The sequence below is a fragment of the Clavibacter californiensis genome (assembly GCF_021952865.1).
Lineage (GTDB): Bacteria > Actinomycetota > Actinomycetes > Actinomycetales > Microbacteriaceae > Clavibacter > Clavibacter californiensis.
Map to the genome: position 1 here is coordinate 435777 of NZ_CP040792.1, position 14057 is coordinate 449833.

Consider the following 14057-nt stretch of genomic DNA (forward strand, 5'->3'; position numbering starts at 1 on the left):
CCGCCTGGCGCCTCAGTCCAGCCGCACCTCGCGCCCGCTGGCGGCCGACGCGTAGACGGCCTCGAGGATCCGCGCCAGGTGCAGCCCGTGCGCGGCCGGCGCGACCGACGGGATCTCGCCGCGCACCGTGCGCACGAACGTGTCGATCTCCACCTGGAAGCCCTCGTCGAGGTCGAAGCTGAGCGCGTCGATGTTCGGCGCGATCTCCACCACGGTGTCGTGGAGCTCGGTCGTGATCCGCAGCTCCGGTTCCAGCGTCGCCCCGCCGCGCTCGCCGAACACCTCGAACGACTGGCTGTCGCGGCCGTGCAGCGAGTACGAGGTCTCGATGGAGAGCACGGCGCCGTCGGCGAAGCGCACGAGCGCGCCCGCGAGGTCCTCCACGGGGTCGTCGGACGGCGTCTGGTCGGCGCTGAGGTAGCGCGTGAGCCCGCGGATGTTGCCGCGGCTGCCCAGCCGGTGGAACGTGAACCCGGTCACGGCGACGGGCTCCGGGAAGCCCATGAGCCAGAGCGCCATGTCGAGGAAGTGCACGCCGAGGTCGATGAGCGGGCCGCCGCCCGAGACGGAGCGGTTCGAGAACCAGCCGCCCGGATCCCCGGCCTGCCGGAGGAACACCGCCCGCGCGTAGTAGATGGGTCCGAGGTCGCCCGCGTCGGCGAAGCGCTTGAGGGTGACCGCGTTCGAGGAGTGACGGCGCACGTAGCCGACCTGCACGGATCCGGCGCTCGCCGCCTCCGCCCGCACGATGGCCTCGGCCTCGGCGACCGTCACGGCCATGGGCTTCTCGAGGAGGACGCTCTTGCCGGCCCCGAGCGCCGCTATCGCGACCTCAGCGTGGGTGTCGTTGCGCGTGCAGACGCTGACGGCGTCGATGGACGGATCCGCGACGAACGCGCGGAAGTCGGTGGACACGAGCGCGGCCCCGTGCAGGGCGGCGCGGGCGGCCGCGCGCTCGCCGTCGATGTCGCAGATCCCCGCGACCACCACGCCGGGGTTCCGGGCGTAGGCGGCGAGGTGCAGGCCCGCGATGGTGCCGGCGCCGACGACGCCGACGCGGACGGGAGCGGGGGAGGCGGCGGGCGCGCTCATCGGATCGCCGCCGCCGCGAGGCGCTGCGCGGCGGCGAGGCCCTGGGTGAAGCCCGTCATCGGGTCCTCGAGCCCCTCGAACTCGATCGACACCGGCCCGTCGAAGCCGGACGCGGCGACGAGCGCGAGCAGCTCGCCGAGCGGCAGGTCGCCCGCGCCGACGACGGCGCCGCGGATCCCGCGCCCGCCGAGGGTCGTCATCCACGTGTCGTCCGGCGGCACGTCGCGCACGTCGAAGTCCTTGAGGTGCACGACCGCGGCGTGCGGGAGGAGGCGAGGCACGGCGGCGAGCGGGTCCTCGTCGACGCAGAGGGAGTTGCCCACGTCGAGCGTGACGCGGAAGGCCGGCCGATCGACGGCCTCGACGAGGCGCAGGATCCGGTCGCTCGCGTTCATGCTCATGCCGTGGTTCTCGATGGTGGTGGCGATGCCGAGCGTCGCGGCGTGGTCGGCGAGGTCGCGGCACACGGGCACGATCGTGGTCATCGCGCGCTCGAACGCGTCGTCGTCGGCCTCGCGCCAGGGCCAGGCGAACACGTCGTGGCGGAGCAGCGGGATCCCGAGCTCGTGCGCCACGCCCAGGTGCGCGTGCAGCCGGGCGACCTGCGCGTCGAGGTCCGGGTCGAGGAGGTCGGCGCCGACCGCGTAGTTGGCGAGCTCGACGCCGCGCGCGTCGGCGCGGGCGCGGATCGCGGCCACCAGCCCCGGGTCGTCGACGAGCTCGCTGCCGAGCCCGGCGATCGAGATCTCCAGGTGGCTGGCGTCGGAGTCGGCGACCAGGTCGACGACGTCGGGCACGGTCAGGGCGCCCGATTCGAGGGCCGGGGCGAACGTGTACGAGCTGACGCCTAAGCGCATGGGCGGCCTTCCTTCCGCGGCCGCCGGGCGGTCGGCCGTGCCCCCACGGTAGGCACGGGCGCGGGCGGCGGCGTTCCTGCACGACCGGTTTAACGGAGACGTAACGACGGGCCGGCCGGCGGCGTCTCGAGGGTCCATATGGTGAGGGGGACCCGGCAGGAGGGCGGCGACCGCGGCCCGCGCCGGAGGATGAGGACCCATGCCGCACCGTCCCCGGATCGTCTCGCTCGGCATGTCGCTCGAGGCCAGCGTGTACTCGCCGGCCGTGACGCGCATCGACCAGTTCGTGCGCACCGAGGGCGACGCCTACCTCGCCGGGCGCCCGTTCCTCGCGGCCGGCCAGCCGCTGCGCGAGCGCGCGGACTGGACGGCGCTGCCGCACTTCCGCGCCATCCCGGGCGGCCCCGTGCCGGCGGACGACCACCGCGCGATCCTCGACGACATGCTGGGCGCCCTGGAGCGCACGCTCGCGGAGGGCGGGAGAGTCGACGGCGTGCTCCTCGACGTGCACGGCGCCATGAGCGTGATCGGCACGGACGACCCCGAGGGCGCGCTCGCCGCGAGGATCCGCGAGCTCGTCGGCCCCGACGCGCTCATCTCGGCGACCATGGACCTGCACGGCAACGTGACGCCGCTGCTCGCGCGCGCGGTCGACCTGATCACCTGCTACCGCCTGGCGCCGCACGAGGACGCCCTCGAGACGGTCGAACGGGCCGTGCGGAACCTCGTCGACCGGCTCACGGGGCCGCGCCGCGACGAGCCGGTCGCGACCGCGTGGGTGCCCGTCCCGATCCTGCTGCCGGGGGAGAAGACGAGCACGCGCGACGAGCCGGCCAAGGGGCTGTACGGGCGGATCCCTGGGATCACGGCGCGCGACGGCGTGATCGACGCCGGGATCTGGATCGGCTACGCGTGGGCGGACGAGCCGCGCAACCACGCGGCCGTGGTCGTGACCGGCGACGATCCCGCGGTCGTGGCGGCGTCCGCCGAGGAGCTCGCCGCGGAGCTCTGGCGCGTGCGGGACGACTTCGCGTTCGTCGCGCCGGTCGGCACGCTCGACGCGTGCCTCGATGCCGCGATCGCGAGCGACGCGCGGCCCTTCCTCATCAGCGACTCGGGTGACAACCCCACGGCGGGCGGCGCGGGCGACGCCACGGGCACGCTGCGGGCGCTCGTCGCGCGGCCGGAGATCGCGTCGGGTGCCGTGCAGGCGGTGTACGCGTCGATCCCGGATCCGGGGGCGATCGCGGCGTGCGTGGCGGCCGGGGTCGGCGGCGCGGTCGAGATCCGTGCGGGCGCGCTCGTCGACGACACGGTCGCGCCGCCGGCGGAGCTGCGCGGGACGGTGGAGCACATCGCGCACGGGGATCCGGCCGCGGACGTCGAGGCGGTCGTGCGCGTGGGCGGGCTCCGCGTGATCCTCACCGCCCGCCGGAAGCCGTACCACCTGGAGGGCGACTTCACCCGGAACGGCATCGACGCACGCGCGGCCGACGTCGTCGTGGTGAAGATCGGCTACCTCGAGCCCGAGCTGCACGCGATGGCGGCCGACTGGATGATGGCGCTCACGCCCGGCGGGGTCGACCAGGACCTCGCGCGGCTGCCGCACCACCGCATCATCCGGCCGATGGTGCCGTTCGACGAGGTGACGCAGACCCCCGATCTCTCCGCGCGGATGCTGACGCGCGCGCGCTGAGGGGCGGGCGGCCCGGCGCGCGGCCGCTCAGTACAGCCGCGCGAGCGCCTTCCGCAGGCAGAGCTGGCCGATGCCGAGCACGCCCGCGTCCACCCCGGCCTCGCTCTGCTGGATGCGGATCGACGTGGTCGCGAGCGGGTGGCAGCTCTCGTAGAGCTGCGAGCGGACCGCCGCGACGAACGGCTCGACCGTGGAGAGCATCCCGCCGATCACCACCACCTCGGGGTTGAAGAAGTTGACGACGGCCGCGAGGGTGTCGCCCACCGTGCGGCCGACCTGGCGCAGCCGCGTGGTGGCGCGCGGATCCCCGTCGTGCGCGAGCCGCACCACCTCCGGCAGGTCGCGCACGGGAGCGCCCGCGGCCCGGAGCCCCGCGACGATGCCGGTGGCGCCCACGATCGTCTCGAGGCAGCCGGTGTTGCCGCAGTTGCACGGCATCCCGACCGCGGCGGCGACCCGCACGTGCGCGATGTCGCCCGCCAGCGCGGTCGCGCCGCGGTACACGTGCCCGTTGATGACGATCCCGCAGCCGACCGACGCGCCCGCCTTGAGGAACAGCAGGCTGCCGACGCGCACGCGTGCTCCCGCCGCCCGGCGGTCGAGGGTGGCGTGCTCGCCGAGGCCCATCATGTTGGCGTCGTTGTCGACCACGGCGACGGCGTCGAACTCCGCCTCCAGCCACCCGACGACGTCGAACCGGTGCCAGCCCGGCATCGACGCGGGCGACTCGACCATGCCGCGGGCGGTGTCCACCGGCCCGGGCAGGCACATGCCGACGCCGCGGACCACCGGATCCCCGGAGGCGGCGACGAGCGCGTGCAGGGCCTCGGCGACCAGCGCGAGCACGCCGTCCGGGCCCGTGCCGATGTCGATCGGGATGGTGCGCGCGTCGACGATGGTGCCGGACATGCCGAGCAGCGCCAGCCGCGCGTGGCTGCGGCCGAGGTCGGCGGCGAGCATCACGCCGGCGTCGTCGCGGAGGTGCAGCACGCGGGGGCGGCGGCCGCCCGTGGGGTCGCCGGACCCGCGCTCCTCGACGAGGCCGGCGCGCAGCAGCTGCGTGATCTTCCCGGTGATGGTCGAGGGCGGCAGGCCGAGCGTGCGGGCGAGGTCGGCGCGGTTCGTGGCCGAGCCGGTGGCGATCATGTAGAGCAGCGCCGACGCGGTCTCGCCGGCGATCTCGCTGTCGGGGGTCGCGCGCCGGATCCGCGGGGGCGGCGGCAGGCGGGATCCGCCGAGGAGGCGCTCGGGGACGCGTCCGGCGGGCGGGCCGAGCGCACCCGGCGCGCCCAGCGGGCCCTTCGGCGGCGCGGTCACGCGGGTGCGTCCCGGCCGACCGCGGTGCCCGCGAGGTCCGCGGCGCCCGCGTCCGCCGGCAGCTGCCCCGCGATGAGCGCCGACGCGATGACGCCGGCCTGCCCGCCGAAGCGCGCCGCGACCACGAGCGGGCGCCGCTGGAAGGTGAGGAGCCCGTCGAGCCGCTCGCGCAGCGGCCCGAGCAGCTGCTCGCCGGCGCGCGACAGGCCGCCAGCCACGACCACGACCTCGGGGGAGAGGATCGCCGTCAGCTGCGCGAAGGCGAGCGCGAGCGCGTCGATGCACGCGTCCACCACCTGCTGCGCGGCCGGATCCCCGTCGGCCGCCGCGGCGAACACGCGGGCCGCGCCGCCCTCGGTCGTCGTGCCGCCGGTGGCGCGCGCATACGCGTCGGCGACGCCCTTCGCGGAGGCCACGGTCTCCAGGCACCCGGATCCGCCGCACGCGCAGCGGACGCCCGCCGTGGATCCGACGGGCGTGGTGCGCATGTGCCCGATCTCGGCGCCCCGGCCGCCCGCGGTGTAGAGCCGGCCGTCGACGAAGACGGCCGCGCCGATCCCCGTGCCGATGCTCACCACGACCGCGTCGCGGGCCCCGCGCGCGGCGCCCATCCCGAACTCGGCCACCCCCGCGCCGCGCGCGTCGTTGCCGAACGCGACCGGCAGCCCGGTGGCGTCCGCCAGCAGGTCGCGCATGGGCACGTCGCGGAGGCCCACGTGCTCGGCGAGCACGACCACGCCGCGGTCATCGTCGACCACGCCGGCCACGTGCACGCCCACCGCGGCGGGGGCGGCGGCCGGGTGGTCGCGGGCGGCGTCCGAGACGGCGGAGGCGAGCGCGGCGACGAGCGCCGCGGCGTCGTGCCGGGGCGTGGGCACGGAGCGCGCCTCGACGACCTCGCCCCGGGCGTCCACCACGGCGATCTTGATGTCGGTGCCGCCGATGTCGAACGCGATGACGGGCCGCGGCACCCGCAGCTCCAGCCGCGGGTGGGCCGTCACTTGACCGCGCCCGCGGTGAGGCCCGTCGCCATGCGCTTCTGCACGATGAGGAAGAGGACCACCACGGGGAGCGCCATGAGCGTCGATCCTGCCATGATGCCGCCCCAGTCGGTCTCCTGCATCTGGCCCCGGAAGCCCTGCAGCCAGAGCGGCAGCGTGCGGCTGTCGTCGGCGGAGAGCGTCACGAGCGCGAGCGTGAACTCGTTCCACGCGGCCAGGAAGCTGAAGATGCTGGAGGCGACGAGCCCGGATCCGAGCAGCGGCAGCGTCACCCGGCGGAACGCGCCGACGCGGCTGCAGCCGTCGAGCATGGCGGCCTCCTCGAGCTCCACGGGGATCCCGTCGACGAAGCCCTTCAGCACCCAGATCGTGAACGGCACGTTGGCCGCGAGGTACAGGATGCTCAGGCCGAGCACCGAGTTGAGCAGGCCCCAGCCGTCGAGCATGCGGTACTGCGAGATGAAGAGCGCCTCGGCGGGGATCATCTGGATCACGAGCACGGCCACGATCATCGACGTGCGCCCGCGGAAGCGGAACCGGCTGAGCGCGAACGCCGCGACGACGCCGAACGCGAGCGACCCCGCCACCACGACCAGCGCGATGAGCGTGCTCATCCGGAGCGCCGACCAGAAGCGGGCGTCGCCCAGCACGCGCGCGAAGTGCTCCGTCGTGCCGCCGACGGGGAACCACGTGGGCGTGCGCGACGACAGCTGCTCGGGCGTGAGGAATGCCGCGTCGACCATCCAGTAGACCGGGAAGAGCCAGACGAGGCCGAACGCGACGGCGACGACGTCGAGCGCGATCCGGCCGGGCGAGCGGCGGCGGCGGGCGCGGGGCGCGCGTCCGGTCGGGGCGGTGGGCGGTGCGGCGGTCGACGACCCGGCGGGCGCGGCGGTCCCGATCGGCGTGCGGGCGATGGTGGCGGTCATCGGGCGTCCCCCTCGGTCAGCAGCGCGCGGATGTAGCGCCAGGTGAGCAGCAGGCTGACCGCGAGCATGATCATGGCGGCCGCCGAGGCGACGCCGTAGTTCCCGCCGGAGAGCCCGATCTGGTAGACGAAGGTGCCGAGCACGTTGGTCTGGTCGGTGATGCCGCTGCTCTGCTGGAGGATGTGGATCTGCGTGAACACCCGCAGGTCCCAGATCACCTGCAGCAGGCTCACGAGCAGGAGCACGGGGGCGACGGACGGCGCCACGATGTGCAGGAAGCGCTGCCGGGCGTCGGCGCCGTCGAGCTGGGCCGCCTCCATCATCGACTCGTCGAGCTGCGTCACGGAGGCGTAGACCATGAAGACCACGAGCGGCACGCTCATCCACGTGATGAGGAGGCCCGCGACCACGAAGAACGTCACCGGGTCCGAGAGCCAGTTGTAGCCGACCATGCCGTCGGCGCCGAGCAGCCCGAGGGTCCAGCCGACGACGCCGCTGCGCGGGTCGAACAGCAGCTGGAACACCTGCAGCGAGCTGAGCACGGGCATCGCCCACGCCACGAGCATCACGATCTGCACGCCCACCGCGATGGACCGGCGCACCTGCGTGAGCAGCATCGCGCCGGCCGTGCCGATGACCACGGTCGCCGCGGCGCACGCGAGGCAGAAGCCCACAGACCGTCCGAGCGACGCCCAGAACGCCGGGTCGCCGAGCACCTGCGCGTAGTTGGCGATCCCCACCATCTCCGGCGCCTGCCCGAACTGCTGGGCCAGACCGAACCGCTGGAACGACATGATCACCTGGCGCGCCAGCGGGTAGCCGAGGCCGACCGCGACGATCGCGATGGCCGGCAGGACGAGCGCCCACGCGAGCCGGCGCTCGGCCCGCGGGCTCCGCGGCGCCTCGAGGGCCGGCGCGGGCGACGGCGTCGAGGTGGACGTGCTGAGGACGGCGCTCACGGGCGGATCACGCCTGGCCGAGCAGGCTCGTGAGCTTGGCGTCGGCGGCGGACGCGAGGGCGACGGGATCGCCGCCGGCCGCGATCGCGACGTAGAAGTCGTCGATGACCCGCGCGCCCTCGACGAGCGCCCAGTTCTGCGCGGCGGGCGTGCCGACCGAGTTGCGCACGGCCTCCGTGGTGAGGGTCGCGAGCTCGTCGGTGCCGAGCGCGCCGGCGTAGTCGAGGTTGCCGGGGACCCAGCCGCCCTGGGTGGCGAAGTACTCCTGGAAGGGCTGGGAGAAGATCAGCTTCATGACCTCCTTGGCGAGGTCCTGGTTCTTGGAGCGGGCGGAGATCGCGACGTTGGATCCGCCTGCGAACGGGTGCCCGACGTCGCCGCCCGCGGCGGCCGGGAAGCCGAAGTAGCCGACGTCGCCGGCGTCCACCAGGGCCTTGTCGATGTTGTCGAGCTGCCAGTTGAACCCGAAGAACATCGCGGTCTCGCCGGAGTTGAACGGCACCCACGGCATGTCGGAGACCTCGCTGTCGGTCACGGTGCCCGCGGTGGATCCCGTCTTCCAGAGCTCCTGCAGCGTCTGGAACGCCTTCTGGCTCTCGGGGCTGGAGAGCGAGCCCTTCCAGGTGTCGCCGTCCTGCTCGGCGAGGCGTCCGCCCTCGGTGAACTGCCACGCGAGGGCGGACTGCCACGAGATGCCGGGGAGGTAGAGGCCCGAGAACCCGGGGTCGCCCGCGTGCGCGGCCTGCAGCTTCGCGGCCGCGGCCGTGAGCTCCTCGACGGTCGTGGGGACGGCGACGCCCGCCTGGGCGAACATGTCCTTGCGGTAGAAGAACAGGCGGCTGCCGGCGTAGAACGGGGCTGCGTACATCTGCCCGTCGTGGGAGCCGAGCTCCACGAGCGACTGCGTGAGGCTGGATCCGCCCAGCTCCTCCTTCATGTCCTCGAGGCTCGTGAGCGCCCCGACCGCGCAGAACGTGGGGGCCTGCGTGTTGCCGAGCTCGACGATGTCGGGGGTGGAGTCGGCGCTCGCGAGCGAGGTCTGGAGCTTCGACACGATGCCGTCCCACACCTGCAGCTCGATCGTGAGCGTGGATCCGGGGTGCTGCTCCTCGAACGTCTTCTTCAGCCAGTCGCGCGCCTCCTGGGAGACCGAGTCGGTCACCATCCAGACGCGGAGGTCGGCGGTGGCGGGGCCGCCCCCGCCGCTGGATCCGGAGGCGCAGGCGGCGAGGAGGGCGCTGAGCCCGAAGGCCCCTCCGAGGCCGATGGCGGTGCGGCGGGTGATGTCGGCCATGACGTGTCTCCTGGGGTCGCGGTGCGGGAGCGGGTGGACCCATCGTGCGAGCGCCAGGGCCCGCGCAGGCACGCGCCGTGTTAAATCGCGCCTGCATAAACATGTTCTTCATCTGCGGCGCCGCCGGATCCGGGCGCCCGTGCTTCCATGGGCCCATGACGCGACCGGCCGACCCGTCCCGTGCCCGCCGCGTGGCGGTCGAGATCGCCGTGCAGGACGCGGCCTCCGCGCGCACCGCTCGCGACGCCGGCGCCGACCGCGTCGAGCTGTGCTCCGCGCTCGCCGCGACGGGCGGCGTGACCTCGAGCATCGGGCTCGTGGAGGCCGTGGTCGCCGTCGGGCTGCCCGTGCACGTGCTGATCCGGCCGCGGCCCGGCGGGTTCGTGCACGACGCCGGGGAGCGCGCCGTCATGCTGCGCGACGTGCGGGCGGCGCTCGGCGCGGGGGCCGCGGGCATCGTCTCCGGGGGGCTCACCGAGGACGGCCGCGTGGACGCGGACCTCCTCGCCCGGCTCGTCGACGCGGCGGGCGATGCCGTGTTCACCTTCCACCGCGCGATCGACGCGGTCGACGACCGGCCGGCCGGGCTCGACGCGCTCCTCGCCGCGGGCGCCGGCCGCGTGCTCACGTCCGGCGGCGCGGACCGGGCGGGCGACGGGGTGCCGGCGCTCGCGGAGCTGGTGGCGCGCGCCGACGGGCGGATCGAGATCCAGGCCGGAGGGGGAGTGACGGTCGACGCGATCCCGGCGCTCGTCCGCGCGGGCGTCGACGCGATCCACCTCTCGGCCCGGCGGCGCGTGGCTGCCGCGCGCGTGGGGCCGGGCGGCGGCGAGGCGGCGCACGACGTGACCGACTGCGGGATCGTCGCGGCGGCGGTGGCCGCGGTGCGGGCTGCAGCCGGGTGACGCGTGTCGGACCGGCCGGGCGGGCGGCTGGCTCAGCCCGCGAGCAGCCCGGCGCCGAGGTTCGCCGCCGCGTGCGTGAGAGCGCCCGGCACCACGTTCCTCGAGCGGTCGCGGAGCCATCCGAGCATCAGCGCGGCCAGGGACTGCACCGGCGGGATCGGCCAGATCGCCGCGTCCACGAGGAGCAGCGGCAGGTGCGGGATCAGGAAGACGAGCGCCTGCACGAGGTTCCCGCGAGCGAACCCGAGCCGTCGGACGAGCACGCCGCCGTTGAGGCCGCGGGACGGCCTGTCAGCCGCGCCCGGTCGTCCGACGGCGCGCGCCCCGGCGCCGGGCCCGCTCGGCCGCATCCGCCATCGCCTCCGCGTGCGCGGTCTTGGCGCGGCCGATCGCGTCGTCGTCGTCGCGGCGGATCGCGATGCCCTCGGCCACCTGCGCGCGCAGTGCCCGGATCGAGTCCCGGAACGTGGGGGCGAAGTGCGCCTGCTCCCCGTCCCGCTCCTCCTCGCCCACCGGGAACCGCCGCAGCTCCGCCGACGCGTCCTCGGTCGACGAGCCCTCGGCCGGCGGCCGCTCGAGGTGGGCCAGGCAGAGGCGGGCGACCTCGTCGGCGTGGTCGTGCATCACCGAGTGCGCGGCGCCCGGGATCTCCCACAGCCGCGCGCGCGGCAGCAGCCGCCCCATCTCCTCCACCCACGCGCGCGGGACGACGGCGTCGTGCTCGCCGCGGATCACGAGGGCGCTGGCACGGATGTCGGGCAGGCGCGCCTCGATCCGGAACGACATCATCCGCGGGAGCACCCGGAGGAACCAGCGCACGCCGCAGACGAGGTAGGCGCGGATGGCGAGCACCTGGATCCGGCGGGGTTCGTGCAGCGACGACCGCAGGAACCGCACGGCGGCCACCGGCACGGAGCGCGCGGCCGGATCCACCACCGGGCTGATCATGACGAGCGTGCTGATCCCGGGGCGCCTCGCCGCGAGATCCGCCACCATCTGCGTGCCCATGGAGTGGCCGACGAGCACCGGGTCGTCGAGGCCTAGCTCGTCGATCGCGGCGCCCACGAGGTCGGCGTACTCGCGGATCGCGAGCGCCCGCCCGGGGTGGCGCACGCCCGCGAACCCCGGCAGGTCGAGGGCGTGCACGGTGCCGTGCCCGTCGAGGCGCGGCGCGAGGCGCTCGAAGTAGTCGGAGCTCACGCCGATGCCGGGCACGAGCACGAACGCGCGGCCGTCGGGGCTGCCGAGGGTGCTGATCCGCACGGTGAGGCCGCGGTGCACGAGGCGCGTGACGCGGACGGTCGTGGCGGGGCGGCCGTGCTCGGTCATGCGGTGCCTCCTGCGGCGGACGGGTCGTCGGGTGCGATCCGCGAGGCGTCCACGCTAGGGCACGGCGCCTGCGGCCCAGCCGATCCCGCACGCGGCTACGTCCCCGCGTCCCCGCCCGACACGCACAGGCAGAACGGGTGCCCCGCCGGATCCGCGTACACGTCGAAGCGGTCGGCCGCCGTCGGGTCCGCCGCGGGCTGGAGCAGGCGGCCGCCGAGGGCGAGCACGCGCTCGCGGCCCTCGGCGAGGTCGTCGACATAGAAGTCGAGGTGGATCTGCTGCTGCTGGCGCGGGCCATCGCCCGGCCACACGGGCGGCACGAAGTCGGGCGCGAGCTGGATCCCGATCCTCCACTCGCCGTCGACGCGGACGCTGTGCCAGTCGTCCTCCGCGTGCACCTCGCCGTCGAGGAGCCCGGCCCAGAAGGCGCTCTCCGCGGCCAGGTCAGGTGCGTCGAGCACCACGATCGCCTGCCGGATCCTCATGCGCTGTCCTTCTCTCGTCGTCGAGCGGGTGCTGTCAGCCTGGCACCGGCGTCCGACACCGACCAGGATCCGCGGCCCGCGCCCCTGGGATCCGGACCCCGACCACCGGTAGGTTTGACACCACGGCGCGTCTCGCGCCGGAACACCCTGCGGGCATCGTGGCTCAGCCGTCGTACGCGACGGCGGGAGCGTGCGGTGGCCGTCGGGCCACCAGTCACCTCCTGAAAGGAGCGACCATGACCGCCCCCTCCGTCCAGCTCTACACGGTCCGCGACGCTGTCTCCGCGGACCTGCAGGGCGCCGTCGCCCGCGTCGCCGAGATCGGCTACGCGCAGGTCGAGCCGTACGCGTTCGTCGAGCGCGCCGACGAGTTCGCCGCCGCGTTCGCCGCGTCCGGCGTGACCGCGCCCTCCGGTCACGCGCCCGTCATCGACGGCGACGACGACCAGGCCGCCCGCACCTTCGACGCCGCCGCGAAGCTCGGGATCCAGACGGTCATCGACCCCTTCATCCCCTCCGAGCGCTGGCAGACCGCCGACGACGCGCACAGGATCGCCGACCGCGTCAACGAGCTGCAGGTGCAGGCCGCCGCGCGCGGCCTCGCCTTCGGGTACCACAACCACCAGTGGGAGTTCGCGAACAAGGTCGACGGCCGGCCGATCTACGAGCTCTTCGTCGAGCGCCTCGACGCCGACGTCGTGCTCGAGCTCGACGCGTTCTGGTCGACCGTCGGCGGCATGGACACCCCCGCGCTCCTCCGCCAGCTCGGCGACCGCGTGCAGTTCCTGCACGTGAAGGACGGCAAGATCTCCGACGCGATCGCCAAGGTGCTGCCGAGCGCCGAGTCCGCGCTGGTCGTGCCGCCGGAGCTCGCGCAGGCCTTCAAGATGCAGGAGCCCGCGGGCCAGGGCGACGTCGACGTCGCCGCCGTGCTCGCGGCAGCTCCCCACGCGCTGCGCGTCGTCGAGTTCGACGACTACGCGGGCGACGTCTTCGACGGCATCGCGGCGTCCCTCGCCTGGCTGCAGGAGAACGACAAGTGACCGGCGGCACCGGCCGCGTCGGCGTCGGCGTGATCGGCGCGGGCGTCATCTCGGGCACGTATCTCGAGAACATGACGGCGATGCCGGACCTCGAGGTCCTGTTCGTCGCCGACATCGACCTCGACCGCGCCCGCTCGCGCGCCGAGGAGCACGGCGTGCCGAACCACGGCACCGTCGAGGAGCTCCTCGCCATGGACGAGATCGAGATCGTCGTGAACCTCACGCTGCCCGCCACGCACGCGGAGGTGGGCCGGCGGATCGTCGCGGCCGGCAAGCACGTGTGGAGCGAGAAGCCGCTGGCGCTGGATCACGAGTCCGGCCAGGACCTGCTCGAGGCGGCACGCGCGGCCGGCGTGCAGGTCGCGTGCGCGCCCGACACCGTGCTCGGCGCGGGGATCCAGTCGGCCATGCGCGCCATCGCCCGCGGCGACATCGGCGAGCCGCTCACGGCGACGACGCTCTTCCACGTGCCCGGCCCCGACGCCTGGCACCCGAACCCCGAGTTCCTGTTCGCGCACGGCGCCGGACCCCTGTTCGACATGGGCCCGTACTACGTCACCACGCTCGTGCACGCGTTCGGCGCGGCGGAGACGGTGAGCGCGGTCTCCTCGACCTCGCGCACCACGCGCACCATCGGCAGCGGACCCCGCGCGGGCACCGACTTCCCGGTGGAGGTGCCGACGCACCACGCGGCGCTCATCTCGTTCGCGGGCGGGCAGTCGGCGCAGTCGACGTTCAGCTTCCAGAACGCGCTGCCGCGCATGGGCTTCGTCGAGATCTCGGGCAGCGAGGGCACCATCGTGCTCCCCGACCCGAACACCTTCGAGGGCGACAGCCAGCTGTGGCGCTTCGGGCAGCAGGAGCCGGAGACGCTGACGGCGGCTGGATCCACGTACGGCCGCGGCTCCGGCGTGCTGGACCTCGCGCGCAGCATCCGCGGCGGCGACCCGGTGCGCGCATCCGGCGAGGTCGCGGCGCACGTGCTCGACGTGCTGCTCGCGATCCGCGACGCGGCCGACAGCCGCGAGGTCGTGAAGGTCGCGTCGAGCGTCGCGAAGCCGACGCCGCTCGCCGAGGACTGGGACCCGGCGGCGGCGACGCTGTAGCGCGGCACCCGCTCGGACCGACGGCCCCGCATCCGGTGACGGAT

At 74.6% G+C, this 14057-nt stretch carries 14 protein-coding genes; 4 read left to right on the top strand and 10 right to left on the bottom strand.

Annotation, left to right across the window (positions count from 1 at the left end; translation table 11 throughout):
• Positions 1-12 precede the first annotated feature (12 nt).
• Positions 13-1092, bottom strand: a complete 1080-nt coding sequence (locus FGD68_RS02340) for a Gfo/Idh/MocA family protein (RefSeq protein ID WP_237609718.1) — start codon at positions 1090-1092, stop codon at positions 13-15.
• Positions 1089-1949, bottom strand: coding sequence for a sugar phosphate isomerase/epimerase family protein (locus FGD68_RS02345; RefSeq protein ID WP_182480985.1), 861 nt, complete (start codon positions 1947-1949; stop codon positions 1089-1091). Before FGD68_RS02345 ends, FGD68_RS02340 begins: the two co-directional genes overlap by 4 nt.
• Before the next feature lie 199 nt (positions 1950-2148).
• On the opposite strand from FGD68_RS02345, the gene FGD68_RS02350 reads away from it, so the two are divergent.
• The gene (locus FGD68_RS02350; RefSeq protein ID WP_237609719.1) at positions 2149-3645 is read left to right on the top strand and encodes a M81 family metallopeptidase; all 1497 of its coding nucleotides are present in this window, start codon (positions 2149-2151) and stop codon (positions 3643-3645) included.
• Between the two features lie 27 nt (positions 3646-3672).
• On the opposite strand, the gene FGD68_RS02355 is transcribed toward FGD68_RS02350, so the two are convergent.
• From FGD68_RS02355 to FGD68_RS02375, 5 genes are read right to left on the bottom strand one after another with little or no spacing between them, the layout of a single operon-like run.
• Positions 3673-4962, bottom strand: a complete 1290-nt coding sequence (locus FGD68_RS02355; RefSeq protein WP_237609720.1) for an ROK family transcriptional regulator — start codon at positions 4960-4962, stop codon at positions 3673-3675.
• On the bottom strand, positions 4959-5963 hold the full coding sequence (locus tag FGD68_RS02360) for an ROK family protein (protein ID WP_219818154.1): 1005 nt from the start codon (positions 5961-5963) through the stop codon (positions 4959-4961). Before FGD68_RS02360 ends, FGD68_RS02355 begins: the two co-directional genes overlap by 4 nt.
• Entirely contained in the window at positions 5960-6892 is a 933-nt protein-coding gene (locus FGD68_RS02365; RefSeq protein WP_104235733.1) for a carbohydrate ABC transporter permease, read from the bottom strand. Before FGD68_RS02365 ends, FGD68_RS02360 begins: the two co-directional genes overlap by 4 nt.
• Positions 6889-7851, bottom strand: a complete 963-nt coding sequence (locus tag FGD68_RS02370) for a carbohydrate ABC transporter permease (RefSeq protein ID WP_104235732.1) — start codon at positions 7849-7851, stop codon at positions 6889-6891. The genes FGD68_RS02365 and FGD68_RS02370 overlap by 4 nt, the downstream gene beginning before the upstream one ends.
• 7 nt (positions 7852-7858) lie before the next feature.
• Entirely contained in the window at positions 7859-9145 is a 1287-nt protein-coding gene (locus tag FGD68_RS02375) for an extracellular solute-binding protein (protein WP_119373793.1), read from the bottom strand.
• Between the two features lie 155 nt (positions 9146-9300).
• Here FGD68_RS02375 and FGD68_RS02380 point away from each other — a divergent pair, with 155 nt between their 5' ends.
• Complete coding sequence (locus FGD68_RS02380) at positions 9301-10050, top strand: copper homeostasis protein CutC (protein ID WP_237609721.1); 750 nt, start codon at positions 9301-9303, stop codon at positions 10048-10050.
• 32 nt (positions 10051-10082) lie between these two features.
• Here FGD68_RS02380 and FGD68_RS02385 read toward each other — a convergent pair whose 3' ends face one another.
• The 3 genes from FGD68_RS02385 to FGD68_RS02395 form a co-directional block, all read right to left on the bottom strand.
• Positions 10083-10313: a CPBP family intramembrane glutamic endopeptidase gene (locus FGD68_RS02385; protein WP_219818153.1), complete on the bottom strand. Its 231-nt coding sequence runs from the start codon at positions 10311-10313 to the stop codon at positions 10083-10085.
• A gap of 28 nt (positions 10314-10341) precedes the next feature.
• Positions 10342-11379 (bottom strand): alpha/beta fold hydrolase, encoded by a 1038-nt coding sequence (locus FGD68_RS02390; protein ID WP_237609722.1) that lies wholly within the window; start codon positions 11377-11379, stop codon positions 10342-10344.
• Between the two features lie 95 nt (positions 11380-11474).
• The gene (locus FGD68_RS02395) at positions 11475-11864 is read right to left on the bottom strand and encodes a VOC family protein (protein ID WP_119373504.1); all 390 of its coding nucleotides are present in this window, start codon (positions 11862-11864) and stop codon (positions 11475-11477) included.
• Positions 11865-12100: 236 nt separating this feature from the next.
• Between FGD68_RS02395 and FGD68_RS02400 the strand changes: the two genes are divergently transcribed.
• Both FGD68_RS02400 and FGD68_RS02405 read left to right on the top strand, forming a co-directional pair.
• Positions 12101-12907 (top strand): sugar phosphate isomerase/epimerase family protein, encoded by an 807-nt coding sequence (locus tag FGD68_RS02400; protein ID WP_119373505.1) that lies wholly within the window; start codon positions 12101-12103, stop codon positions 12905-12907.
• Positions 12904-14013, top strand: a complete 1110-nt coding sequence (locus FGD68_RS02405) for a Gfo/Idh/MocA family protein (RefSeq protein WP_119373506.1) — start codon at positions 12904-12906, stop codon at positions 14011-14013. The genes FGD68_RS02400 and FGD68_RS02405 overlap by 4 nt, the downstream gene beginning before the upstream one ends.
• The last annotated feature ends 44 nt before the right edge of the window (positions 14014-14057 follow it).

Coding starts and splice junctions, on each gene's coding strand:
- FGD68_RS02340 (WP_237609718.1), bottom strand. CDS start 1,092: ATGAGCGCGCCCGCCGCCTCCCCCGCTCCCGTCCGCGTCGGCGTCGTC.
- FGD68_RS02345 (WP_182480985.1), bottom strand. CDS start 1,949: ATGCGCTTAGGCGTCAGCTCGTACACGTTCGCCCCGGCCCTCGAATCG.
- FGD68_RS02395 (WP_119373504.1), bottom strand. CDS start 11,864: ATGAGGATCCGGCAGGCGATCGTGGTGCTCGACGCACCTGACCTGGCC.
- FGD68_RS02400 (WP_119373505.1), top strand. CDS start 12,101: ATGACCGCCCCCTCCGTCCAGCTCTACACGGTCCGCGACGCTGTCTCC.
- FGD68_RS02350 (WP_237609719.1), top strand. CDS start 2,149: ATGCCGCACCGTCCCCGGATCGTCTCGCTCGGCATGTCGCTCGAGGCC.
- FGD68_RS02380 (WP_237609721.1), top strand. CDS start 9,301: ATGACGCGACCGGCCGACCCGTCCCGTGCCCGCCGCGTGGCGGTCGAG.
- FGD68_RS02390 (WP_237609722.1), bottom strand. CDS start 11,379: ATGACCGAGCACGGCCGCCCCGCCACGACCGTCCGCGTCACGCGCCTC.
- FGD68_RS02365 (WP_104235733.1), bottom strand. CDS start 6,892: ATGACCGCCACCATCGCCCGCACGCCGATCGGGACCGCCGCGCCCGCC.
- FGD68_RS02375 (WP_119373793.1), bottom strand. CDS start 9,145: ATGGCCGACATCACCCGCCGCACCGCCATCGGCCTCGGAGGGGCCTTC.